This window comes from Paenibacillus sp. MMO-58, assembly GCF_037146255.1.
GTDB lineage: Bacteria > Bacillota > Bacilli > Paenibacillales > Paenibacillaceae > Pristimantibacillus.
The window spans coordinates 154,405-178,066 of sequence record NZ_JBBCVY010000010.1 but is presented as its reverse complement, the minus strand read 5'-3'; the positions used below and the strand labels follow the sequence as shown (position 1 = coordinate 178,066).

22 protein-coding genes are annotated in these 23,662 nt (G+C 50.2%); 4 read left to right on the top strand and 18 right to left on the bottom strand.

Translation table 11 applies throughout. The annotated features are described in order from the left end of the window. Positions 1-3 precede the first annotated feature (3 nt). The 10 genes from WFJ73_RS25685 to WFJ73_RS25640 form a co-directional block, all read right to left on the bottom strand. Complete coding sequence (locus WFJ73_RS25685; protein WP_336775795.1) at positions 4-1,197, bottom strand: response regulator; 1,194 nt, start codon at positions 1,195-1,197, stop codon at positions 4-6. Further along, complete coding sequence (locus WFJ73_RS25680; protein WP_336775794.1) at positions 1,163-3,046, bottom strand: cache domain-containing sensor histidine kinase; 1,884 nt, start codon at positions 3,044-3,046, stop codon at positions 1,163-1,165. The genes WFJ73_RS25685 and WFJ73_RS25680 overlap by 35 nt, the downstream gene beginning before the upstream one ends. Positions 3,047-3,068: 22 nt before the next feature. Beyond that, positions 3,069-4,082 (bottom strand): substrate-binding domain-containing protein, encoded by a 1,014-nt coding sequence (locus tag WFJ73_RS25675; protein WP_336775793.1) that lies wholly within the window; start codon positions 4,080-4,082, stop codon positions 3,069-3,071. 102 nt (positions 4,083-4,184) lie between these two features. Next, positions 4,185-5,348: a multiple monosaccharide ABC transporter permease gene (gene mmsB, locus WFJ73_RS25670; protein ID WP_336775792.1), complete on the bottom strand. Its 1,164-nt coding sequence runs from the start codon at positions 5,346-5,348 to the stop codon at positions 4,185-4,187. A 6-nt stretch (positions 5,349-5,354) separates the two neighbouring features. Beyond that, positions 5,355-6,884: a multiple monosaccharide ABC transporter ATP-binding protein gene (mmsA, locus tag WFJ73_RS25665; RefSeq protein WP_336775791.1), complete on the bottom strand. Its 1,530-nt coding sequence runs from the start codon at positions 6,882-6,884 to the stop codon at positions 5,355-5,357. A gap of 104 nt (positions 6,885-6,988) precedes the next feature. Continuing rightward, complete coding sequence (gene chvE, locus WFJ73_RS25660; RefSeq protein ID WP_336775790.1) at positions 6,989-8,155, bottom strand: multiple monosaccharide ABC transporter substrate-binding protein; 1,167 nt, start codon at positions 8,153-8,155, stop codon at positions 6,989-6,991. A gap of 155 nt (positions 8,156-8,310) precedes the next feature. After that, the gene (locus WFJ73_RS25655; protein WP_336775789.1) at positions 8,311-9,255 is read right to left on the bottom strand and encodes a hypothetical protein; all 945 of its coding nucleotides are present in this window, start codon (positions 9,253-9,255) and stop codon (positions 8,311-8,313) included. A 25-nt stretch (positions 9,256-9,280) separates the two neighbouring features. Next, on the bottom strand, positions 9,281-10,276 hold the full coding sequence (locus tag WFJ73_RS25650; RefSeq protein ID WP_336775788.1) for a hypothetical protein: 996 nt from the start codon (positions 10,274-10,276) through the stop codon (positions 9,281-9,283). 10 nt (positions 10,277-10,286) lie between these two features. Next, positions 10,287-11,204, bottom strand: coding sequence for a helix-turn-helix transcriptional regulator (locus WFJ73_RS25645; protein WP_336775787.1), 918 nt, complete (start codon positions 11,202-11,204; stop codon positions 10,287-10,289). Positions 11,205-11,275: 71 nt separating this feature from the next. Beyond that, complete coding sequence (locus WFJ73_RS25640; protein WP_336775786.1) at positions 11,276-11,464, bottom strand: hypothetical protein; 189 nt, start codon at positions 11,462-11,464, stop codon at positions 11,276-11,278. A gap of 313 nt (positions 11,465-11,777) precedes the next feature. On the opposite strand from WFJ73_RS25640, the gene WFJ73_RS25635 reads away from it, so the two are divergent. Beyond that, positions 11,778-12,179: a VOC family protein gene (locus WFJ73_RS25635; protein ID WP_336775785.1), complete on the top strand. Its 402-nt coding sequence runs from the start codon at positions 11,778-11,780 to the stop codon at positions 12,177-12,179. A gap of 41 nt (positions 12,180-12,220) precedes the next feature. Here the strand turns inward: WFJ73_RS25635 and WFJ73_RS25630 are convergent, their stop codons facing one another. Beyond that, positions 12,221-13,060: a helix-turn-helix transcriptional regulator gene (locus WFJ73_RS25630; protein WP_336775784.1), complete on the bottom strand. Its 840-nt coding sequence runs from the start codon at positions 13,058-13,060 to the stop codon at positions 12,221-12,223. Between the two features lie 125 nt (positions 13,061-13,185). On the opposite strand from WFJ73_RS25630, the gene WFJ73_RS25625 reads away from it, so the two are divergent. Beyond that, positions 13,186-14,187, top strand: coding sequence for a Gfo/Idh/MocA family protein (locus WFJ73_RS25625; RefSeq protein ID WP_336775783.1), 1,002 nt, complete (start codon positions 13,186-13,188; stop codon positions 14,185-14,187). A 29-nt stretch (positions 14,188-14,216) separates the two neighbouring features. Further along, complete coding sequence (locus WFJ73_RS25620; protein WP_336775782.1) at positions 14,217-15,155, top strand: aldo/keto reductase; 939 nt, start codon at positions 14,217-14,219, stop codon at positions 15,153-15,155. 60 nt (positions 15,156-15,215) lie between these two features. On the opposite strand, the gene WFJ73_RS25615 is transcribed toward WFJ73_RS25620, so the two are convergent. From WFJ73_RS25615 to WFJ73_RS25585, 7 genes are all read right to left on the bottom strand, one after another. Further along, on the bottom strand, positions 15,216-15,623 hold the full coding sequence (locus tag WFJ73_RS25615) for a GNAT family N-acetyltransferase (protein WP_336775781.1): 408 nt from the start codon (positions 15,621-15,623) through the stop codon (positions 15,216-15,218). A 13-nt stretch (positions 15,624-15,636) separates the two neighbouring features. Continuing rightward, entirely contained in the window at positions 15,637-16,113 is a 477-nt protein-coding gene (locus WFJ73_RS25610) for a GNAT family N-acetyltransferase (RefSeq protein ID WP_336775780.1), read from the bottom strand. 137 nt (positions 16,114-16,250) lie between these two features. After that, positions 16,251-17,381 carry a glycoside hydrolase family 88 protein gene (locus WFJ73_RS25605; protein ID WP_336775779.1) on the bottom strand — a complete coding sequence of 377 codons (1,131 nt, stop codon included), beginning with the start codon at positions 17,379-17,381 and terminating at the stop codon, positions 16,251-16,253. Positions 17,382-17,424: 43 nt separating this feature from the next. Then, complete coding sequence (locus WFJ73_RS25600) at positions 17,425-18,837, bottom strand: sulfatase family protein (protein ID WP_336775778.1); 1,413 nt, start codon at positions 18,835-18,837, stop codon at positions 17,425-17,427. A 7-nt stretch (positions 18,838-18,844) separates the two neighbouring features. Continuing rightward, the gene (locus WFJ73_RS25595) at positions 18,845-19,723 is read right to left on the bottom strand and encodes a carbohydrate ABC transporter permease (RefSeq protein WP_336775777.1); all 879 of its coding nucleotides are present in this window, start codon (positions 19,721-19,723) and stop codon (positions 18,845-18,847) included. A gap of 35 nt (positions 19,724-19,758) precedes the next feature. Further along, complete coding sequence (locus WFJ73_RS25590) at positions 19,759-20,643, bottom strand: carbohydrate ABC transporter permease (RefSeq protein ID WP_336775776.1); 885 nt, start codon at positions 20,641-20,643, stop codon at positions 19,759-19,761. A 72-nt stretch (positions 20,644-20,715) separates the two neighbouring features. Further along, positions 20,716-22,035: an ABC transporter substrate-binding protein gene (locus WFJ73_RS25585; protein WP_336775775.1), complete on the bottom strand. Its 1,320-nt coding sequence runs from the start codon at positions 22,033-22,035 to the stop codon at positions 20,716-20,718. Between the two features lie 129 nt (positions 22,036-22,164). Here WFJ73_RS25585 and WFJ73_RS25580 point away from each other — a divergent pair, with 129 nt between their 5' ends. Continuing rightward, on the top strand, positions 22,165-23,640 hold the full coding sequence (locus tag WFJ73_RS25580; RefSeq protein ID WP_336775774.1) for a sensor histidine kinase: 1,476 nt from the start codon (positions 22,165-22,167) through the stop codon (positions 23,638-23,640). Positions 23,641-23,662: the final 22 nt, after the last annotated feature.

Sequence of the window (23,662 nt, the reverse complement as noted above, 5' to 3'; positions counted from 1 at the left end):
AAGCTAATTCCGTTTACGATATTGATTCGGGGGCAGTCCCGTTGTTTTCTTGAATGCCGTGCTGAAATAATGCTGCGACTCGTAACCCGTCTTCTCGGCGATTTCATGAATAGCCAGATCCGTCTCGTTCAGCAGCCGAATCGCTTCCTTCATCCGGGCGGATGTCAGCATGCTTATAAAAGAAGCCCCCATCTCTTGCTTGAAAATACGGCTCAGATACACGGCCGACACGTTCAGCTCACCCGCAATTCCCTCAAGCGACAAGTCGCGGTCCTCATAACGGTTAGCGATAATTTCCTTCGTCCGCCGGACAAAGGGACTAAGCTTCGTTTCCCGGTTAACGGAAGCCCGTGCCTCCGCATAAAGCGAGGGTACATCCCCGGAAGAGCTATGCTGATAGCTGGCCACAATCTCAATCTTCAAATAGCCCGCCACATCCGCTTCAATCTGCCTAAAGACCGCTTCCGGCGGCTTGCCCCAGATCAGAACAACAATTAATCCTACTTTATCCCGGAAGTGAACGGAAGTAAACGGCTCAAGATGCTCTTCCATAATATTCTCGATGGCAAACAACAGAAGCTGGCGGTCCTTCTCGGAAAAAAACGCCTTGCCCTTAGACTGCTCCGGCCACCGGATGACGCCCACATAGTCCGGTTCCTCGCCCGGCATCCGAAGGAACGCAAGCTGCTCGCGAATCTCCGCTTCTCCGAGCTCCCCCTTTATCCATTCGAGGCAAAATCTTTCCCTCAGGAGCGCGAAGTTTTTATCAATCTGCTTGGAAGCCATCTGCAGAAGCTCTTCGTTAACGGTGGTATCCTCCAGCTTCTGAACAACTCTTGCCAGCACCTCTCCCAGCATATCGGGATTAACCGGCTTCAGAATATAATCGTCCACCTCCAGCTTGATTGCTTCATAAGCGTAATTAAATTCGTCATGGCCGGTAATGATGACAATCTTGCATTTGGGAAGCTGCTCCCGAAGATGGCTGATCAAGGTGAGGCCATTCATAATAGGCATGCTCAGATCGACGAGAAGAATATTCGCCTGCTTTTCCACGGCCAGCTCCAGCGCTTCCTCTCCGTCCTCGGCTTCCCCAACAACCTCAAGCTGCAGCTCCTCCCATGGTATAGAGCTGCGGATTCCTTCCCGGATAATGGACTCATCATCCGCGATTAACACCTTCCATGTGCGTATCATGCGTACCCTGCCCCTTCCGATGAATGATAGGATGCTTAATGATTACCGTCGTTCCGGCTTTCTCTTTGCTCTCAATCGTAATCCCGTAGGTCTCGCCAAAGCTCAGCCGAATTCGCTCCTGCACGTTACGGAGTCCGTAGCTGGCCGCTTGCCCCTGTCCTTGCTGACGCTCTTCGGCTGCCCTCTGCGCGGCAGTTGCTTCATGAACCGAAGGCACGGCCTGAAGCACGGCTCGCAGCGCTTCGAGTCTGGCTTCCGTCATTCCCGCTCCGTCATCTTGAATAACCAGCTCCAATATCTCTTCGCTAATAATGGCGCGAATCGTAATCATCCCCGGCCCGCGGCGTTCCTTAATGCCGTGATAGATCGCATTCTCGACAAGCGGCTGAAGAATAAGCTTCAGCACGAACAAGTCGTCGCAGCTTCCGTCTACTTCGATGTTATAGTTCAGCTTATCTTTATAGCGGGTTTGCTGGATTTTCAAATAGCTGCGGATATGCTCGATCTCATCGGTGAGCGGGATCATCTCTTGGCCTTTGCTCAGCCCGATCCGGAACAGCTTGGACAAAGCCTCGACCATCTCCGTCGCTTCCTTCGCGCCGTCCTTGCGGGCCAGCCACTGGATCGTATCCAGCGTATTGTACAGAAAATGCGGCTGAATATGGGCCTGCAGGCTGCGAAGCTCCGCCTCCCGCTTGAGCCGCTGCTCTGCCCACACCTGCGAGATAAGCCGGGTCATCTGCGACAGCATCTTGTTAAAGCTGCGGCCGAGCAGGCCAATCTCATCCTCCCGCTCCTCCGGAATACGAATGCTCATATTGCCCTCCTCAACCTTGCGCATGAAGGAGGCCAGCTGCGAGATCGGCCGAGAGATCGAATGAGACAGGTAATACGACGCGGCAATGCCAAGCATGCACACGATAAATACGAAGGTAACGAGATAGAGGTTAATATCCTTAATCTCCTGCACGCTGTCCTGAACGGCAAAGACCCCAACAGTCGTCCAATTGGTAAAAGAGGATTTCTGATAAATAAACTGCAGCTTCTGGCCTCCTACCGTTTGAGCGAACATGCCGGATAACTGCTGGCCGGGCAGGGCAACGCCCAGACTTCCGACCTTGGAGTTTTTTGGCGCGTAAATGCTCTCGCCCTTATCGTCGATAACCATCAAGTAGCCGGATTTCCCAAGCCGCACATCGCGTACCGTTTCTGCGATTACCCTAAGCTTAAGATCAATAAGGACAACGCCTAACGTCTTCTGCGTGTCCGGATCCTGTATGGCACGTACAACAGAGACGACCTCGCTGTCCTTGTAATTGGAATGGGTCGTCACGTTCCGGTTAGCCGGATGGCCGATGATTTTGAATATCCCTTTGGCCCCAACGGCCTCCTGGTACCAGGTCTCCTTCGCTAAACTATCGTTCGTCCGGGCATACATCTCATTGCTGAAATAATCGCCGTTAGGCCGCACAACGATAATTCCCGCAACCTCCGAGTAGAGCGAGGTAAAGCCCTGCAGAAATTTGGACATGCGGTATTCCTCATGGTCATCGTCAATGGCCTTCTTCCCTTCGCTCAGGAAAGCCTGAATTTCCGGATTCATCGATATAAAATAGGAGATATTCTGAATATTGCCCGCGTAATAATCCAGCGACTTGTTCACGTTGTCGATAAGCTGCATCGTATGGCCGTTAACCTGCTTCTCAACGATGCCGTTAACGATCCACCCCATTAATAATCCAATAACAAGGGAAGGCAAAATGCTGATCAATAGAAAATGAAGAATAAGCTTGTATCGGATAGACCAGTTGTTCAGCTGGAAGCTCTTCTGCAGTTGCTTGAATACCATGGTTAGCGCTCCCCTTTACCCGTTACTTGGCATAAAACTGGTCTACGTCACCCGGAGTCACTACCGTAATGCCCGTATCGATGTTCGTCGGCAGCGGCGGAATGCTGGAATCCCCGTTATCCGACATCGGATTTACGATATGGTTGCGGAGATGGAACAGCTGCATAAGCGACCAATATCCCATGTTCCACGTCCCCTGCGCCAGAGTCGCCGAGATCGTGCCGCTCTTAACCATATCGAGCGTTCCTTTATCCGTGTCAAAGCTGATGATCTTGACCTGATCCAGCTTATTTAACCGCAGAATGGCATTCCCCGCGCCAACCCCTCCGTTCGCTTCCGTTACGAAAATGCCGCTTAGATCCGGGAACTTGCTCAGCAGATCGCGGACCTTCTGCTCCGATATCATCTGATCGCCTTTGCCGTCGGCAATCCCAACCAGCTGTAGATCAGGGAATTCCTTTTCCAGCGTCTCCTCAAAGCCCCTTGTTCTCTCCTGATGGTTTAATTGATTAGGCAGCGTAATGACGCCAACCTTGCCGGTTCCGCCCGTCAGCTCGGCCATCTTCCGGGCTGCCGTTACCCCGGCGTTATAGTTATTAGTCCCGATGTAGGAATAAGCTTTGCTGCGCGGAGCGTCCGCGTCGAACATCACAACGGGAATGCCCGCCTCCACCGCTTTATTAATCGCCGGGTTTAGAGCCTCGGAATCGATGGCGCTTACGGCTATTCCGGCGGGACTCCGCGCGATAACCTGCTCGAGCACCATCATTTCCTCCTGCACGTCGTATTGCGTGGAGCCCCGGTATTCCACCGATACGCCAAGCGCTTCCGCCGCGTCCTCGAAGCCTTTTAGCCCATTTTTCCAATAATCGATACCGGCCAGAAAATTCACCATCACATACTTCTCGTCCAGCGTACCGTGCAGCCCCTCGGGCTCATCCAGCAGTCCGCTGTTGTCTTCCTTGACGAATACCATATACAAATAGGCCATTAGCGTCCCAATCAGCACGATATAGACGAGCAACAGCTTCTTCACCCGGATCCCCCCCAATATGCAAAAAACCGCTTTCATTAACATAGCAGTTAAGCGCGCCTAGACACAAGAAGTGTTTAGACGCGCTAAGAGACGGCTCTGTTACTAAGCAGATTTGTTTTTGTTATAGAGGTCAAAAGCGACCGCGAGCAGCAGCACCAGACCCTTGATGCCCTGCTGATAATCGATGCCGAGACCAACCAGCGACATCCCGTTATTCATGACGCCCATAACGAGACCCCCAACGATTGCCCCGATTACCGTACCTACTCCGCCCGTTGCCGAAGCTCCGCCGATAAAGACCGCTGCGATAGCATCCAGCTCGAAGTTCACTCCGGCTTTCGGAGTAGCCGCGTTCAGCCTTGCCGCAAACACAAGACCCGCAAGGGCGGCAAGCACGCCCATATTAACGAAGACCCAGAAGGTCATTTTTTTCGTCTTCACCCCGGACAGTCTTGCTGCCTTCTCATTGCCTCCGAGCGCATAGATATGACGGCCCATAACCGTTTTGCGCATCACGAAGGTGTACAAGGCAATCAGAATAAACAGCATGATGAGAATGTTCGGGAGACCTTTGTAGGAAGCAAGCACGTACGTGAAAAGGTTTGTAATAATCACGATAGCCGCCAGCTTGATAAGGAAGAACGGAATCGGCAGCAGCTCCAGCTTGTATCTTTTCTGGGCCAGGCGTCCGCGCCACTCCATAAAGATGTACAGCACCGACAGCACGATTCCGATCAACACCGTGAGCAGATGAATGTCCCAGCCGCCAGGAATGTCGGGCAGGAAACCCGTGCTTATGGAGCGGAAGCCCTGCGGAAACGGGGCTACCGACTTGCCGTCCAGCACCAGCATCGTGAGGCCGCGGAATAATAACATCCCCGCCAGCGTGACGATGAAGGACGGAATCCGTACGTAAGCAACCCAGAAGCCTTGCCAAGCGCCAACGATAGCGCCAAACACAAGCGACAGCACCATCGCTACCGGGAAGGACATCCCGTGTTTGACCATCATGATGGCCGATACCGCGCCAACAAAGGCAGCAACGGAGCCGACGGAAAGATCGATATGACCGGTGATAATGACAAGGAGCATGCCAATAGCCAGAATAAGAATATAGCTGTTCTGCAAAATCAGGTTCGTAATATTAAGCGGCTTCAGCAGAATGCCGTCGGATAGAAACTGAAAGAGCAGCATGATTAGAATAAGTGCAATAAACATGCCGTACTGCCGGATGTTGCTGCGTAATAATTTCAGTGCGGTTTCCATGCTGTCCTACCTCCTGCTTTTCGTCATATACTTCATAAGCGTTTCCTGACTGGCTTCGGCTCTTGGCACTTCCCCGGTAAAACGCCCTTCGTTCATGACGTAAATCCGGTCGCACATCCCGAGCAGCTCCGGCAGCTCCGAGGAGATCATCAGAATGCCTTTCCCTTGCTCAGCCAGCTGATTGATAATGGTGTAAATCTCGTATTTCGCCCCTACGTCGATGCCCCGGGTTGGTTCATCGAGAATAAGGAGGTCCGGACCGGTAAAAATCCACTTGCTCAGCACGACCTTCTGTTGGTTCCCTCCGCTCAGGTTGCCGGTTTTCTGATGGACGCTTGGCGTCTTGATGTTCAGCTTCTTGCGGAAGCCTTCCGCCTCGGTTATCTCTTTGTAATCGTCCACCACAAACCATTTGGAAATGCCCCATAGGTTGGCAAGCGTTGTATTGCGTTTGATATCGTCCATCAGGATAAGCCCGTATTCCTTGCGGTCCTCGGTTACGTAAGCAATGCCCTCGTCGATCGCTTTGCTGATATCGGGCAGCCGGATTTCCCGGCCTTCCTTGAACAGCTGGCCGCTGATTTTTTTCCCGTAGGACTGACCGAAAATACTCATCGCAAGCTCCGTCCGTCCTGCCCCCATTAGCCCCGCAATGCCAACAATTTCGCCGCGGTTAATATGGAAGCTGACCTCGTCGATCACTTTCCGGTCCGATTGCTGCGGATGATAGACGTTCCAGTCTTTGACCTCGAACAGGATATCTCCGATATGCGGCTCCCGCTCCGGATAACGATGCGTCAGATCGCGTCCAACCATCCCTTTTATAATCCGGTCCTCTGTAATTTGATCCTCCCGGACCCGCAGCGTCTCGATCGTCTGGCCGTCGCGCAGAATCGTAATCGAATCGGCCACCTTCATAATTTCGTTAAGCTTGTGGGAGATGATAATGGACGTCAGACCCTGTTCCTTGAACGCCAGCATCAGATTCAGCAGATTCTCGCTGTCCTCTTCGTTTAGCGCTGCGGTTGGTTCGTCCAGGATAAGCAGCTTTACTTCCTTCGATAAAGCTTTCGCAATCTCCACAAGCTGCTGCTTGCCTACCCCCATCGTCCCTGCAGGCGTGTTCGGGGATTCGGACAAGCCTACCGTTTGGAGCAATTCCCGGGTCTTCACAACCGTCTCGTTCCAGTTGATAATGCCGCGGCTTGCCTGCTCGTTGCCTAAGAAAATATTCTCAGCCACGGACAGCTGCGGAATAAGCGCAAGCTCTTGGTGGATGATGACGATGCCAAGCTGCTCGCTGCTTCCGATATCTTTAAATTCGCAGGCTTTGCCCTTGAATAAAATGTCGCCTTCATAGGATCCAAACGGATATACGCCGGAGAGTACCTTCATCAGCGTCGATTTGCCCGCGCCGTTCTCTCCCATAAGCGCGTGTATTTCGCCTTCTTTTACCTTTAAATTAACGTTCTCCAGCGCCTTTACGCCCGGAAAGGTTTTGGTGATTCCCCGCATTTCGAGCAGGATATCAGTCAAAGCTATCACCACGCCTTCAGTTGGATAAGGAATACGGAAAATGATTTAGCAACGGCTTTGAGGCCGTCGCTAAATCATTTGGCTGCCGCAATGCTTCAATACGATTATTTCAGTTCATCTTCGGTGTAGTAGCCCGAATCGACCAGAACCTGCTTGTAGTTGGCGCTGTCTACCGATACCGGCTCCAGCAGGAAGGAAGGAACCACCTTCACGCCGTTGTTGTAAGTTTTCGTGTCGTTCACTTGCGCTTCTTTGCCTTCGATTACCGCTTGAGCCATGCTAACCGCTACCTTCGCCAGCTCACGAGTATCTTTGAAGATCGTGGAAGTTTGCTCGCCGGCAATGATGGATTTCACCGAAGCAACCTCGGCGTCCTGGCCCGTAATGATTGGCATCGGCTTATCCGCCGTGCCGTAGCCTACACCCTTCAGGGAGGAGATAATGCCGATACTGATGCCGTCATACGGCGACAATACCGCGTTTACCGTGTCGGTAGCGTAATTCGCGCTCAGCAGGTTATCCATCCGGGATTGCGCGGTTGCGCCATCCCAGCGGAGCGTTGCAACCTGCTCCATTTTCGTCTGGCCGCTCTTCACGACCAGCTTGCCGCTGTCGATGTAAGGCTGGAGAACGGACATCGCGCCGTCAAAGAAGAAGTAAGCATTGTTATCGTCCGGGGAACCGGCGAACAGCTCGATGTTAAACGGTCCTTTGCCGTCCTTCAGGCCAAGCTTATCTTCGAGGTAGGAGGCTTGCAGCACGCCTACTTTGAAGTTGTCGAAGGTTGCGTAGTAGCTGACATGCTCGGTATTTTTGATCAGGCGGTCATATGCGATTACTTGAATGTTCTGGTCCGCCGCTTTTTGCAGCACGTCCGTCAGGGACTCGCCGTCGATTGCCGCAATAACAAGCACCTTAGCGCCCTTCGTGATCATGTTCTCGATTTGGGAAACCTGGTTCTCGATCACATCCTCCGCATATTGAAGGTCTACCGTGTAACCAAGCGCTTCGAATTCTTTCTTCATGTTGGCGCCGTCGCCTACCCAGCGCTCCGACGATTTCGTCGGCATGGAGATGCCGATTTTGCCTTTTTCGGCGGAGGCACCCGTATTTGTGCTTTCCGTGCTGTTTCCGGCCGACGCGTTATTTGTTGCTTTCTCGCCGCCATTGTTACTGCTGTTGCCGCCTTTGTTACTGCTGCCGTTCGCGCCGCAAGCGGCAAGCACCACGATTAATGCGGTTAACATCAGGATCGATAACACTTTTTTCATTTCTGTCTATCCCCTCTCGATTTGTGAGATGATTGAGCCGATAGACAAATCATACAAGCGGAAGCCTTTTAAATCTTTTCACTTCGTTAACTCGTTTTTATAAAAAAACAAACAAAAAAGACTTAAGCAGATTTATCTGCTTAAGTCTTTTTTGTTTATCTCAAGGCAATATCGCCTTCTCGAATATCGAGTGTTTCCCGCATAAATGCCTTTATCTCCTCAACTGCCTTCTCCTCGGCTTGAGCCGCCTGTATAAGCTTGGAGATCATCGGTTCTGTTAGGCCGTCATTCCGCGCTAAACCTTCCAGCTCACCGAAAGCCTCCGCCACGTAGTCATACTGAACCGATGCGGCTAGAAGCGAAGGCCAATAGGTTTCCAACACGGTAAAATAGTCGCGAATATCCCTCTTGGAAGCCGTATAGGATCGCAATGTTGCCTGCCATCCCTCATGATCATAGTCTCCGCTTTGCAGTGCTGATACTATTGCCGCATAAGCTTCTCGGCCGCAGGCATACTCCGTCTCGGGCAGGAGCGGATTATGGGTTTCCCAGCGGTATACCGCCTGCATCAGCGATTCCCTGCATATTTCCATATGGTCTAACGCAATCCTGTTCTCGAAGATCTGGTAATACCAATAAGGCGAGATCGGACTGCCGAAAGAGTTATACAGCATATATTCCACTTCATCGCTTCCGTTCGAGAGAATAAGGGATTGCTCCGCATCATCATAGCCAGCAACCACAACAAATTGATTCCTCCAAATGACGGCCCCTATTCCACTGTCTATTGCTTTTTTAATCTGGAATACAGCCGCTTCCCTATAGAGCGGTAATGTAGCATCAAAGCTAAAACCCGCATTTTGCGAAGAACCAATTCCTATAAAGTCCGCTGCGAGAAAATTCTCGGCTACCCAATTGTAAGCTGTCGGAGCTTCCTCCGTTAAACGCCGGTTTACGGTAAAACGGAAAGCCATTGAGGTCATGCCGGCCAACATCGCTTTTGAGCCATTTATCCAACCTTTATGATGAAGAACAGCATGCATAGCATCAATATAAGATTCCGAATCCACTGTCATTTTCAAGTCTGCGAGGATAACCATCGCTGCTCACCTCTCGTCATGTAAATCATTTAGGGGTATGAATGCCCCACCTGGGAATGATGGACCTTTTCGGATCCGGGCAACGGTCGGATATTGGGCGGAATTCGTTAACCGCTTGATCCTCTAGCTGCTTTGCTTCCGTTATATGGCCAATTAAGGCATCCAATTGATTGCGATCTATTTGTCTGGAGTCCTTGTTATGGATAATGGCATTTCGAATCAGCGGGAGCAGCTCATTTAGCTGCTTATAGAGCCGTATAGCTTCATCTATTTCAGGCCAAAGTCCTTGCGCCTCTTGCAAATAAGAAAGAATTTCCTCTCTTGAATAGCAATAGGAATCAAGGATATAGACGGCGCCGCCCTCATCATAGTCTCCTTGCCGAAGAGACTGGATCAAGAAGTCATACGCTAGCTTGCCGGATGCAATATCTGTATTGGGCAGTGTTTTATAAGGAGTGTCCCAGTCATAAATAGCAAGCCGCAGCGATTCAAGAATCATCAGCTCTCTTGCAATATCCACCTTCCCGCCAACCGCCTGACAATACCAGAACTCCGTAAAATTAAGACCCAAATTGTCATACAGGACAACATGCGGTTCATCCGACCAGCCATCTTTCACGAAAAACACCCGGTCCTCGTCATCATAGCCGTCAATAACTCCAAACTCCGGAATCCAATAAATAACCCCTGCCCCTTTATCAAGACTATCCTTCACCCACTCAACGGCATCCTGCTGGTAATGGCGGAAGGTCGGATGTCTCGTCCGTCCGCAATCATACACCGTATAAACACCAAGGTTGTCCATACCCGGCTTATGCTCGTTTATCCATTGCCCATACGCTGACACGGACAAAGGCAGCAGTCTTTCATGGACCGTAAATTTGAAGGCCATTCCGGTAAGTCCCGAGAGCCGATATTTAGGGCCCTCAAACAATCCGGCTGCAGTTAGGACGGCATAGAGACTATCGATATAAGATTTGGATTCCCGTTTCATGTTCAGCCCCAATTGTACGCTTGGCATAGCCCTCCCCCTAACTAAATTCCGTCGTTGTGCCTAATCGCTGTGCGATCTGCTCACACTTATTTTGCAGCTTACTTTTAAGCCATCTCGGAGCAATCAGCTCTTCCCATTCGGTAATAAGCAAATGCTGAAGAAAGCTGTCCGTATCATAAAAAGCAATGGTATAGATAAGCTCTTCTTGCGCATGTATGGTAAACCCCCTCCAGCTATTGCCGCTCAAAGGGGAGCTAAGTCTAATCTTCGCCATATACGGAGCGCGGGCTGGCTTGCTGCCATGTTCCAAGCAGTCGAATTCATTCCTCTTGGGCTCGCACTCGGATGCCCCATCCGCAATGGAAATCTGCAGGATTCCGTCCAGTCTAAGAAGAACCTGACGTTCATCCGCTCCGTTATACACGGCAACATAATCCGCATGATAACGGGATACGAAGCGGACTGGGACAACAAGCAAGTGACGTTCGCCTTCTTCATCCTTATAGAGCAGGTGAACGGATTTTTTGCCCGCTATAGCCTGGGAAAGCAGCTCCATGGCTTGAATAGTCCTCGGATTGGCATCAAATATGGGAAGCCTGATTCCGTCCGAATGATCGGAAGCCTCAAACCTGCTTAGCAGATCGGCCACGCGCTTTACGGACTCGGCGTTATCATAATTGTAGTGACGGTATCGAAGCGCAAGATATTTCAATATTTTTTGCTCTTCTTCCGACAAATACAGATGCGGCAGAACAAACGCCTCATCCTCGTAGCAATAGCCCCGATACTTCGCCACATATTTGAGCGGAGCGCGAAGTGACATTTCCATATACTCAATATCCCTGGCCGCTTGTCTCTTGGAAATCTCGAATTGTTTAGCTAGAAGGCTGCTATTCGGATAATGTCCCGCACGTACTTGTTGATCGAACCATCCAATGCGATGCATATTGCTCATCCTCACACAGCCTTCCTTAGTCGTTTCTATTTATTACATCATTTTCTAGAGATGGACTGCAATTAAATTTTCTAAGAGATTGCTGCGTCCACTCTCTCTTGTGCGGCATTTATGCACCGTTTGCAGACTTTCAGCGTTTTCCCTTCCGATGTCGTCTGCGTATACAAAAGCTTGATTCTTGTTCTGCTGCATACGGGACAAGTCCCTCTGCCTCGGGATGGAAGGTTCCACAATACGCGTCCTCGTTTTGTTTTTGACATTGTTCATGACCTCGTTTCGTTGTAATGTGCCCATTATAAAACAAGCGGTATGACATAAAATGTCATACCGCTTGAGAAGTTTTTAAAAAAATGATTCTCTTATGGGGCCAGTAAAAAGGACCTGAAAACGCCGCGAGCGTCCAAATGAGCGCATTATGCTGTACTCAATCCAATCTAGCATGAGAGACCGGACAAAAACGTTCCCTACGCTGTATGAAATCCAATGTAGCTCTTGCCCCACATAGAATTCGCTTTTGCCGCAAGAACTAGAGTATAGTAGGACTAGATAAATATATTCCAGGAGGCTAGAGCCATGTCACAGGAGATTTGGATTAACCTGCCGGTCAAGGATGTTCGGAAATCAACTGCCTTTTTTAATCAAATCGGATTCCAAGCAACTAACGTAGGCAGCGAAAGGGCCAAGCTTACGATCGGCCAGACCACGTTCCTGCTATTCCCCGATGCGGCGCTTGAGAAATTTTCTGGAGCGAAAGTTGCCGATACCTCCCAATATGCAGAGGTGTTGTTCTCGCTTGGCGTTAACAGCAGAGAAGAAGTTGATGAATTTATTCAAAAAGTAGAGTTTGCCGGCGGCAGCATCTTCGGCAAGCCTAGCGAATCGGACGGCTGGATGTACGGCGCGGGCTTTGCCGACCTGGACGGTCACCGCTGGAATCTGCTGTACATGGATGAGAGCAAAATGCCGAAAGGCTAATGAATAACGCCGGTAACCCTAGCCAGGTTACCGGCGTTGTTTTATACCCCGTACAATCTCCGGTATGCCGTTGGCGTCATCCCTTCATGCTCCATAAACCGTTTGTTGAAGTAGCTTACGCTCGGATAACCCGCCTCCTCCGCAATCTGGCCGATGTTATCGTCCTTCCGCTCGAGCAGCCATTGCTTTGCCGCCTGCAAGCGGCAGCGGGTAATAAAATCCATGGGCGTCATACGCGTGGCGTTCCGGAACAGCTTGCAGAAGTAATAAGGCGACACTCCCACCCGCTCTGCCCACTCCTCCAGGATAAAAGGCTTCACCGCATCCTGCTGCATAAGCGGAAGCAGCTCCATAATCCGCTCGCTTGAAGTCCCCGTCTTGTTCCCTTGCAGGGCAGACGCGTGCTCAACAAAAACCGTCAACAGCATATAGATGAGCATAGATAACTGGGCTGGCCGCAGCATCCGGTGAGTCTCCGCTTCGCATAACAGCTCTTCATGCGCCTGCTCCCAAATCTGGGGCTGCCTGAGCTTCCATAGCGGACTTTTATGAAAGCCCTGCTCGATCAAATAATCCCGAAGGCCCGTACCCCCGTAGAAATGAATCCATCGCACGTCCCACGGCTCATCTTGACTGCTGTAATAGCGCTGCTTCTGCAGCGGAAAATACAGCACGGCTTCCCCTCCCCGAAGCTCATGAACAACGCCGTCAATCTCCGCGTAGCCTTTGCCGGAAACACAATAATGGATGTTGAAATTGTTCAAAGCGCCCGCCTCCCGGTAAACGCTATGCTCGTGGTCAAACCGATAATGGCCAACCGATTCAGGCATGCAAAAATACGGCATATTCGGAAGCGTAAGCAGATGGCTTTGGCGTTTCATAGCAGGCACCTCTTTATGACAATATTGTTCTAATGGTATACAAAATAATATCATTTTAATTTTAATTATCTTCTCCTATAATCGCAATATAGTCATAAATCATTCAAACGAAGCGAGGGTGAAGCATGAGCAAAAAGCTTAGATGGGGCATTCTGGGATGCGCTAATATTGCAAAAAACGCGGTAATTCCAGGCCTTCATTTATCCGATTCGAACGAAGTGGCCGCAATCGCGAGCCGCGACGGAGAGAAAGCCAGACAAACGGCTGAAGAGTTGAACATTCCTACTGCCTATGACAGCTACGAGGCGCTTCTTGCCGACAGCTCGATTGACGTTATTTATATCCCGCTGCCGAACCATCTACATAAGGAATGGGCCATTCGCGCAGCCGAAGCAGGCAAGCATATTTTGTGCGAGAAGCCTCTCGCTCTGAACGCACACGAAGCGGCAGAGATGGCCGAAGCAGCCGACAAAGCAGGCGTTCTTCTGTCCGAGGCGTTTATGTATCGCTATCATCCGCGCTATCAACAGATTAAAGAGCTGATTGCTTCCGGTGCAATCGGTCAGATTCGCGGAATCCGAAGCGCGTTTACTTTCAACAACCCGAACGACTCCAAGAATGTCCGCTTCCGCAAGGCTTGGGGTGGCGGCTCCATCTATGACGTAGGCTGTTACCCGATTAACGTTGCGCGTCTGCTCTTGGATAAAGAACCGGAAGCGGTTACGGTTAACGCCCTCTTCTCGCCGGAGCATGACGATGTCGATATGATGGCCTCCGGCCTGATTGAATTTGACGGCAACGTATCGCTTACCTTCGACTGCGGCATGTGGGCGGCATTCCGCAATCCGCTGGAGATTCTTGGAACAGACGGTATTATCGAAGTTCCGTCCGCGTTTGTTACGCCAACGGCGGAAAGCAGCCAGATCTACCTGAACGCAAACGGTGAGCGCCGCCAGATTGAGGTACCGTACGTGAATTCGTATACGGCGCAAGCGGATTCCATTGCGCGTTCCATTACAAATGGTATTCCTCTGGAATTCCCGACATCCGATGCCATCCGCAATATGAAGGTTATTGATGCTTGTCTGTTATCTGCCCGTGAACACGCGAGAGTCCCAGTGTTGTAAAATAATAATCTCTGAGGAGGCTGCTAACTATGGAATTCTTAAAGCTGCAAGGATTGGACAAACCGGTATCCCGCTTGATGAAAGGGACGGACTATTTCTACCATGACTCTTATGAAAAAGCTGCTGCCAACATGGACGCCTACTTCGCTATTGGCGGCAACTGTTTTGATTCCGCTCATATTTACTGCGGCGGACAAAGCGAGGAAGTGATCGGCCGTTACCTGAAGGAGCGAGGCAACCGCGATCAATGGGTGATCTTGACCAAAGGTGCCCATCATGACCATAACGGCCCGCGCGTCAGCCGCGAAGCGATCCGCAGCGACCTGATGACCAGCCTTGAGCGCCTCCAAGTCGATACGATCGACATGTACGGTCTGCACCGCGATGATCCCAACGTCCCTGCAGGCGAAGTGATCGAGATTCTTAACGAGCATATCAAATCGGGCGCGGTGCAAACGATCGGCGTATCCAACTGGACTTGGCAGCGCATTCAAGAGGCGAATGACTACGCGGCGGAAAAAGGGCTTGTCGGCTTCTCGTTCAGCAGCCCTAACCTCAGCCTGGCCAAAGCTAACGAGCCGTTCTGGGCAGGCTGCGTATCCGTCGACGACGAGACTCTTGCCTGGCATGAAGCCAACCAGCTTCCGCTGTTCTCCTGGTCTTCCCAGGCTCGCGGCTTCTTTACGGGCCGCTTCACGCCGGAGGATCGCAGCAATGCCGATCTGGTCCGCGTCTTCTACAGCGACGACAACTGGGAGCGTTATGAGCGCGCGAAGCAGCTGGCCGAGCAAAAGAACGTCACGCAAATCCAGATCGCGCTCGCATACGTGCTGAACCAAGCATTCCCGACCTGTGCCCTCATCGGCGCCCAATCGCTCGAGGAGCTCCGCTCCTGCGACGAAGGCTCGCGCATCAAGCTGACCCGCGAAGAGATGGCTTGGCTCGACCTGAGCTCGGATAAGAAGTAAATAGAAGTTAAGAACGCTCCTCAATAGCAGGAGCGTTCTTTTTTACAAGTAAATGAATGGCTAGGTTCCCGGCCTCCTTACCATAAACCGCTCCGCATTACGCTTAAAGCCGAACTGCTCATATAATCCATGGGCATCCAGCGTACCCAGCAGTCCCGACAGTCCTTCGTATTGCTGCACGATCCACCCCACAAGCTCCTTGCCTAAGCCATGGCCCCGATGTTCTTCATCTATATAAACATCAGCCAAATAATAGACGGTAGCCCAATCCGTTATGACCCGGGCAAAGCCTACTTGCCTGCCTTCGCAATAAATTCCGTAGCATGTGGAGTTCTGGATCGATTTTTCAATCGTCTCCCTTGTCCGCTGGTTTGCCCAATAACTATTCGCCAGAAAGGCCTGAATCGTATTCAAATCAAGCAAGGACTTATCATCGCTAAACCGGTAATTGTTATATAGATGCTCCATGATCAATGGCCTCCTAAATTAACATTGTTGTAAAAGCAACTCGGTCATACCCCTCGGCAAAAAAGTTTTTCTCCTCATTAGCCAGATCAAACCCGATACTCCGGTAAAAATCAATCGTTCCTTGATTTCCCCGATGACCAAGCGTATACAAAATCACCTGCTTCTCTCCGAGCTCTCTCAGTCTATCGCAGATTTCGCTTAGCAGTGCCCGGCCAATACCTTTCCGTGCCGCACTCTCTTTAACAACAACGCCAACAATTTCGTAAAGACCAACCTCGTCATTAAAAATATAACCTGAGTGTCCGGTGACCTGACTCTTATCCTCCGCAACAAAATAATCGCTTCTGCTGCTAGAAGGAGAAGAGGCGAAATAGTTCGCCCACCTTACGGGATATCTAGCAATAACGAAAGGCGGAAATTGCAGGGGGTACTCTTGAAAGATAGGAATAACACGATCTTGATCGTTTTGTTGGAGCTGGCGGATAAGCAATCGAGTACCTCCTTCTGGCAGTGATATCATTACCCATATTTTACAATTAAATCTCTGTGCCCACACCCGTATCTTCTAAAATCACGCGAAAAAAAGCTGATGGAGGCCTTTGACCATCATCAGCTAATTTAAACGCATTATTTTTTATCCCGCTCATACCAATAACCCGGTATGCCGCGTTCCAATCGCATTAATGCTTCCAAGTAATAATAATCTCCCCAGATCATATAGTCATCCAGACCATTATTTCCCCGGACATGATAAGAGCCATGCTTCAGCAAGCCCTCCGCCTCTTCGCCAATCGTAGCATACTTGCTCACGAGGGAGCGCATCGTTTGATCCAGCCCCTGCTTGATCCAGCCGCGGTCGGCATCATCTACAGGCAGCAGCTCCAGCAGCTCCAGCATCCCGCAGGCCGTTATGGCCGACGCCGAGCTGTCGCGGCTTGTATCGGCCGTAATCGGGGCATTGAAATCCCAGTAGGCGACATGATCTTCAGGCAAATGCTCAAGAAAGTAGCTCAATAACCGTTTTGCCGTCCTGAGGAATGCAGCATCCTTGGTATACCGGTAGGAAAGCGCGAATCCGTATATGCCCCATGCCTGACCGCGCGTCCAGGTTGAACCATCCGTATACCCTTGATGGGTGCCGCCGCCAAGCGGCTCCCCGGTTTCTCTATCGAAATAAAAGGTATGGTAGGAGGAATCGTCACCGCGCACCAGATATCTTCTGGAAAGCTCGGCCTGCTTACGGGCAACCTCCGCATATCGCGGCTCTCCCATCACTTCCGAAGCCCAATATAACAAGGGCAGGTTCATTAAGCAGTCGATAATGATCCGGCCGCCGTTAAGCTCGTCGTTTTCCGGTCCCCATGCTTGCAAAAAGCCTCCTTGCTCACGCCATCGGCCGAGTAAATGATCGGCCGCCTTAAGCGAAAGCACTTGATAGCTGCCGTCCCTCTCTACAAACCATCCGGCAAGTGCCGATAATCCAAACAAAAACCCGATATCGTGATGCTCGATGCTTATTTTCGCATCCAAACGCTTCTTAAAGTCGGCAATCTGCCGCTTAGCCTGCTCTTTGAAAAAGACATCCCGGCTATATTCATAGCTTAGCCAAGTCAGCCCGGTATGAAATCCTTCAATCCAATCCACATTCCCGGACCATTCATAGCGCTTTTCGTTCGTAATATGCGGAAAAGCTCCTTCATGCATTTCCAAATTCCGCCGAACCTTGCCGACTGCATCTTCAATCGCTTCACGCCACATTGCCGTATCCTCCCTGCCCTTTAAGGCTAATTGGTCATGGCCCTTATACCAGTTCAAACGGATCCTGCGTGACGTCTAACCAGCCTTGCAGCTCCTCTTCCAACGCCAACAGCAGCCCCGTTTGCGGCCGCTCCTTCATCCTAACGGGATGAAGCTGGTACGGGTCTTTCTCCAGGTCATACCAGATGCGCTGCACTTCGGAGCCTGGCGTGTACCCTTTATGAACGACATACGTGTACTTTCTTGTTCGAATGCCCCGCCATCCGTATTTCCGGTTATCCAACCCCAAGGCGGAGTAGCTCTCGATTGCATCTTTTCTCCCAGGGAAGGCACAAAGAAACACCGATGAAATATCCGTATGGCTGGTTCCGAGAATATCGCCCGATACATTCAGCCCTTGGGCAGAGGCAGGAACGGGAATTCCGGCTAGCCCAAGCAGCGTAGGCATGATATCGACGCTATTAAAAAGCACATCCGTGCTGCCCTGCTTGATCGTGCCTCTCCAGCTCATCAAACAAGGGATGCCGATGGATTCTTCATGCCACGAATGCTTCGCCATCAAGCCATGCGAACCCATGAGCTCCCCGTGATCGGAAGAAAGCACGATTAACGTGTTCTCCGATAGCCCCAGCTCCTGCACCTCCCGCCAGATGCGGCCAAATTGCTCGTCCATTCCGGTTATCGCCGCGAAATAATCACGCGTATACCGGAGCAGCGCATTAATCCCGCTCTCAAACGGCTCTCCCGTATGGGCGGCTAGCTGATCCGGGCTGATATTCGGCCGTAAATTCAGCTCCCGTCCGTTGTATATGTCTTTGTATCGCTCAGGTACAAGCTCAAATGGACTATGCGGCGGATTCCAAGAGACAAACAACGCAAACGGATCCTTGTTAACCTCGCGTCCTTTTGTCCGGATAAAGTCCAGCGCCACATCCGTTTCATGCTCCAGAGACCACTGCTCCACTTGAATCATCTCCGGCGTGTCCTTCCAATAATGCGGCCTCATGTGATGATCGTACGCACCGTAGGAATACCAGAAATCAAAGCCGTGCCGTTTCGGCCCCGGCGGGGTATAAGCATCCCACTCCCGAGCACCGGATTCCGGCTCCGGGCATTCGTTCTGCTCGGGCAGATCCAAATGCCATTTGCCGATATATCCGGTCTGATACCCCGCTTCCTTCAAAACATCGCCGATACAGAGCTCATCCGGACTCAGCATGACGTCCGCCCCGTTCTTGCAGTTCGTATACACGCCATTGGATTGCGGATACCTGCCTGTCATAAGCGCTGCGCGGTGAGGGGAGCAAAGCGGCGTACAAGAAAGCGCATGGTTGAATACCAGACTCTCCTGCGCGAACCGGTCGATATTCGGCGTAAACACCTGATCTTCGCCCACAAACCCGGCAGCCTGCTTGCGCCATTGATCTGCAAATATATAAATGATGTTTGGCTTCATCTGATGTTCACCCTTTAACCGCGCCAGCGGAAATGCCCTCTACAAAGTGGTCCTGGGCCAAAAAGTAAATAACTATAGTCGGTATAATCGCGCACACGGCTGCCGCCATTAAAGGTCCATACTCCGTCGCATGTTCGGATTGGAAATGCTGCATGCCAAGCTGAAGGGTAAACAGGCTGTCCGAATTCAAGTAGATTAACGGACCCAGAAAGTCGTTCCAGGAATGCATAAAGGTAAAGATAGTCAAGCTGGCAATCGCCGGACGAATAAGCGGCAGGATAATACGCGCATACACCCCAAATTCGCTTAGTCCATCGATTCTGGCCGCCTCCGAGAGTTCTTCCGGAATGGACATAAAAAACTGTCTGAACAGAAAGACGCCAAACGGGCTAAAAGCTCCGAGCAGAATGAGCGACCAGTGCGAATCCATCAGTCCGATTTTCTTGATTAACACAAATTGGGGAATCATCATGACTTGATAAGGCACCATCATCGTTGCTACATATAAGAAGAACAGCTTATCGCGTTCCGGAAACTTCACTTTGGCAAAGGCATACGCAGCCGTCGAGCATGTTATGATCTGCAGCAACGTGGTTAGCACGGCGATTTTTATCGTGTTGAGGTAATAGGTGAAAAACGGAAGCTCTGTCCATACCTTGCTGTAATTCGACCAGAAAAAATGGCTTGGAATCCACTGAATCGGAAAACTGAATATTTCCGATTCCGATTTCACTGAAGCGGACAGCATCCACAGGAAAGGAACGACCATCGACAGGGCTACGGCAGTGACAACTGCGTACAGCGCTGTTTTTCTAAACCATTGTCCAAATTGCTGACGCCTTGCTATTGCGATCATTGTCTGACTTGCTTCTACTCGCGTACTCATTGCTTGCTTCTCCCCTCTCTAACCCGCTATATCCGTTAGGAATAATTCACCCATCGTTTTTGGCCTCTAAATTGAATCAGCGTAATGACGAGGATGATCGCAAATAGGACATAGGCCATGGCAGAGGCATAGCCATATTCGTAACGCTTGAAGGCTGTATCGTAAATATCGTATACAAGCATATGCGTTGAGCGGCCCGGTCCTCCCTTGGTCAAAACATAAACCAGGTCGAATACCTTAAACGAATTGATAATGCCCATGATAACCGTGAAGAAAATAACCGGCGACAGCATCGGCAGGGTAATATTGCGGAATTGGGATACCTTGCCCGCGCCGTCAATTTCCGCCGCTTCATAGAGATCCTTCGGAATTCCTTGCAGGCCCGCCAAATACAAGACCATGTAATAACCAATGGAGTGCCAGATACTGACGATAATGACGGATATGAGCGCCCATTGCGTTGACGCAAGCCAGGCGGGAGGATTAGCAATGCCGAGGCTTCTCAGTAATCCGTTTATCGGTCCCATGGTCGGGTTATAGAGCAGCTGCCATACGACGGCTACGGCAATGGTTGCTGTAATGTGAGGCAGGAAAATGGCCGTTCTAAACAACTTAACGCCTTTTATCCCTCTGTTAAGGGCGACTGCTGCCAAGATAGCGAGCATCAACGTAACGGGTACGGAGACCGCCGTCATAACCAAGCTGTTAATCAAGGAAATCCGAAACGTGTCATCGCTCCAGAGGCGCGTATAGTTTGATAATCCGGTAAATTGGATTTCGCCGAATCCGTTCCATTCGGTAAAGCTTATCAGGAAGGATGCACAGACCGGAAAGCAGATAAAGATTAAGAATCCCAGAATGTTGGGAAGTAAAAACGTATACCCTGTCAAACGATTACGCCTTAGCGACTTACTTGACATTTCCTCACCTCATTTGAAGCAGCCGGGCTTTGCTCTTCAAGCAAAGCCCGCCCTCTCTGCTCTGTGCGTTCCTTATTTTCCGGCTTTGTAATCGTCGGCGTATTTATCAGCCCATTCGGAGGCTATGCGCTGGCCAATCTTGTCGATGGCCTGTTCGGCCGATTGAGCACCCGTTAAGGCCAGCTCCCCTTCTTGCAAGTACACGCCTTGCACAAGAATGTTTTTTACGCCCGGCAGCAGCGGATATTCCGGATATTCCTTTTGCTCGACGAAGTAGTGAATGTTTTTGGGCTTCAAGCTGCCATCGCCAATATAGATCTTGCGAATATCGTCATTCATGTAGCCGGTGAGGAAGCCCTTAGCCGCAAACTGCTCTGCGCCTTTCGCGCCGCTCATGAATTGAACCACTTTAAAGGCCTCTTCTTTATGCTTGGAATCTTTATTTACCATCAGAGATACCGGAGTAGCCAGGCTTGTATTGGCAGCTACGCCATCCGGATGCGGGATAGGCACAACATCCCAATCGAAGTCTATCTTTTTCTCCGCCTCGGCTTGTCTAAGCTGAGCGACATGCCAGTCCCCGATCAGGTTCATCGCAACATTGCCTTTCTGGAAGGCGGAGTTGTAATGAGCCGAGGTCGAAATTTGCTCCGCCCAGCCCATAATGGAGCCGTCCTTTTCCAGATCCATCCGGAATTGCAGCCCTTCCTTAAACGGCGTTAGATCCTTGTCGATAATGGAAGCGCCGGTCTGAACGCCCTGCATATACCAGGTTTGCGCCCAAGGCTGCAGGAACGCGCCGTAAATTTTATTCGCCCCTTCGCCTTTGGTCATTTGTTTGGCCAGTTCGCGGAATTCGCTCCAGGTCATGTCGTCTTTCGGATAGGCTACGCCCGCCTGATCGAATAGCGTTTTGTTGTAGTACAGCATCCAGTTGGATTTCCGGTAGGGAAGTCCGTATACTTTGCCGTTTACTTTCAAGGAGTCGTATAGCGGACCATAACCGGAGACGTCGACGTTTTCTTGCTTGATATAGTCATCGAGCGGCTCCAGAATGCCCGTGTCCAGGAATACGTCCATGTTGCCGCCGAACAAATCGATATTGTCCCCGGAGGAGAGCTGCATGCGAAGCTTTTCGTAATATTGCGCTTGCGGTATAGTTGCGAATTCGACTTGAATATTAGGATTTTCCTTGCTGAACTCCGCGTAAGCGGCCTTGAACGTTTCCAAATCATCCTGGAGGACCGTGGCCTTCAAGTGAACGACCTCCGTCTTATCCTGCGCAGATGAAGCTGTGCTGTTATTGTTTGCAGTCTGCCCGTTAGAACCGCAGCCGGCCAGCAACCCCATCAATAATGAGCCCGTTACGGCAAGCTTTAAACTTTTCCTCATTGACACTCACCCTTTTTTTGATATGATTTGTGTGCGTTTTCTTAATTTGAATATTACGTAAATGCCGGGCTGGCCGATAGATGAATGTTTTATACCCCCACTTTGCACGAAGAGAAGGAAGTGACTTTTTTGCTGTTCATTACACTCTTACTGCTCATCTTCACGATTTTGTTTACGTATAAAAAGCTAAATCACGCCTCGACCCGCTTCATGTACGGAATTATTATCGGTTGGGTGCTTTCTTTCATCTCGTTCACCTTGTACCTTAGTAAATTCAATTATTACTTTAATGTCATTCATAGCTTCTTTGACTTCAGTCCAGGAACCTGGAACTATCTTGTATTAACCCAATTCAATCCGAACTGGCTTATCCGTATTCTGAATATCGGCGTCGGACTCTTCTACTGCTCATTGCTAGGCTTCGCCATAGCCTTTACGCATAGCCTTGGCCCGAAGAGTCAGAGAATCGGCTACGCGAGCATCCTATTCTATTTTGCGATTCAAACCGTCTACTTTGATCCTTCCATTCAAATCTCTTTAAGTAATGAAATTCATCATCCGCTAGTGTTTAACATGATAGAAACCGTCTTAAAAGGCTTTCGCTACCTCATACTTTTTGTTGCGTTTGGCTTGCTGCTCAATTATTATTTGAATTATCCGAAAATTAGGTTCATTAAAAATTTAACCTTATATCATGTCCTGCTCTTTATTCCGCTTGTCGTCATCCATCTGTTTCTTTTCTCATGGGCCCCGAAAGTACTGGTGAGAGCCACCTATTTGAAAGGGTATTATAACTATTTGCAGCCGCCGTTAAGCTATCAATCCATTCTTCTTCCGGTGTTTCCGTATGCGATTTATTTGATTCTATTCTTGATGATCTATCTGGTCTATAAGTTTAATTCGATAGAGAATTACCGCAAAAATCGCGATATCCAAATCAACAAAAGCATTGATACGGCCACTCTCGGTACGCGAGCTTTTACCCATGCCCTGAAGAATCACTTGATCGGTATTCAATCTGAAGCGGCTTATCTAAAAGAGCGCCATCAGGCTGATCACGAATCCTCATATAGCCTTGATTTGATCCTCGAATCTTCTCATGCTGCGTTAAACAGCATCAACGACGCCGCTGAAAAATTAAAAAATATAAACTTGAATCTGCAGCCGATGTCTATCGACCTGCCGGTACAACAAGCGGTTGCCCGGCTATCCGAGCTGAATGTCCGCTGCAAGGTGGAGTCTTCGCCAAGTTTGTCGCCAGCCATTTGCTATATAGATTCGAACCATTTGAGCGAAGCCATTTATAATCTGCTTCTTAATGCCAGCGAATCCTTGCAATTCCGGGAGGACGGCCATATCGCTATCGAAAGCAGCCAGCAGAACGGCTGGGCGCTTATCCGGATTTCAGATAACGGTCCCGGCATCGCGGACGAGCATTTAGAGACGATCTTTGATCCTTTCTTCACCACGAAAGCTTCGGTAAACAACTGGGGAATCGGCTTGTCCTATTGCCATAAAATTATCCTGGGACATGACGGCAAAATTGTAGTAGACAGCAAAAAAGAGGCGGGAACAACCTTTACGGTGTTCTTGCCGAGCATTTAGATAGAGAAGCAGATGAAAGGGG

Excerpts from the sequence above, each read along its gene's own strand:
- WFJ73_RS25680 (WP_336775794.1), bottom strand. The coding sequence starts at position 3,046 with ATGGTATTCAAGCAACTGCAGAAGAGCTTCCAGCTGAACAACTGGTCT.
- WFJ73_RS25625 (WP_336775783.1), top strand. The coding sequence starts at position 13,186 with ATGAGCAAAAAGCTTAGATGGGGCATTCTGGGATGCGCTAATATTGCA.
- WFJ73_RS25605 (WP_336775779.1), bottom strand. The coding sequence starts at position 17,381 with ATGTGGCGTGAAGCGATTGAAGATGCAGTCGGCAAGGTTCGGCGGAAT.
- WFJ73_RS25590 (WP_336775776.1), bottom strand. The coding sequence starts at position 20,643 with ATGTCAAGTAAGTCGCTAAGGCGTAATCGTTTGACAGGGTATACGTTT.
- WFJ73_RS25595 (WP_336775777.1), bottom strand. The coding sequence starts at position 19,723 with ATGAGTACGCGAGTAGAAGCAAGTCAGACAATGATCGCAATAGCAAGG.
- WFJ73_RS25645 (WP_336775787.1), bottom strand. The coding sequence starts at position 11,204 with ATGAGCAATATGCATCGCATTGGATGGTTCGATCAACAAGTACGTGCG.
- WFJ73_RS25635 (WP_336775785.1), top strand. The coding sequence starts at position 11,778 with ATGTCACAGGAGATTTGGATTAACCTGCCGGTCAAGGATGTTCGGAAA.
- chvE (WP_336775790.1), bottom strand. The coding sequence starts at position 8,155 with ATGAAAAAAGTGTTATCGATCCTGATGTTAACCGCATTAATCGTGGTG.
- WFJ73_RS25685 (WP_336775795.1), bottom strand. The coding sequence starts at position 1,197 with ATGATACGCACATGGAAGGTGTTAATCGCGGATGATGAGTCCATTATC.
- WFJ73_RS25640 (WP_336775786.1), bottom strand. The coding sequence starts at position 11,464 with ATGTCAAAAACAAAACGAGGACGCGTATTGTGGAACCTTCCATCCCGA.
- WFJ73_RS25650 (WP_336775788.1), bottom strand. The coding sequence starts at position 10,276 with ATGCCAAGCGTACAATTGGGGCTGAACATGAAACGGGAATCCAAATCT.
- WFJ73_RS25630 (WP_336775784.1), bottom strand. The coding sequence starts at position 13,060 with ATGAAACGCCAAAGCCATCTGCTTACGCTTCCGAATATGCCGTATTTT.
- WFJ73_RS25600 (WP_336775778.1), bottom strand. The coding sequence starts at position 18,837 with ATGAAGCCAAACATCATTTATATATTTGCAGATCAATGGCGCAAGCAG.
- WFJ73_RS25620 (WP_336775782.1), top strand. The coding sequence starts at position 14,217 with ATGGAATTCTTAAAGCTGCAAGGATTGGACAAACCGGTATCCCGCTTG.
- WFJ73_RS25585 (WP_336775775.1), bottom strand. The coding sequence starts at position 22,035 with ATGAGGAAAAGTTTAAAGCTTGCCGTAACGGGCTCATTATTGATGGGG.
- WFJ73_RS25655 (WP_336775789.1), bottom strand. The coding sequence starts at position 9,255 with ATGGTTATCCTCGCAGACTTGAAAATGACAGTGGATTCGGAATCTTAT.
- WFJ73_RS25615 (WP_336775781.1), bottom strand. The coding sequence starts at position 15,623 with ATGGAGCATCTATATAACAATTACCGGTTTAGCGATGATAAGTCCTTG.
- mmsB (WP_336775792.1), bottom strand. The coding sequence starts at position 5,348 with ATGGAAACCGCACTGAAATTATTACGCAGCAACATCCGGCAGTACGGC.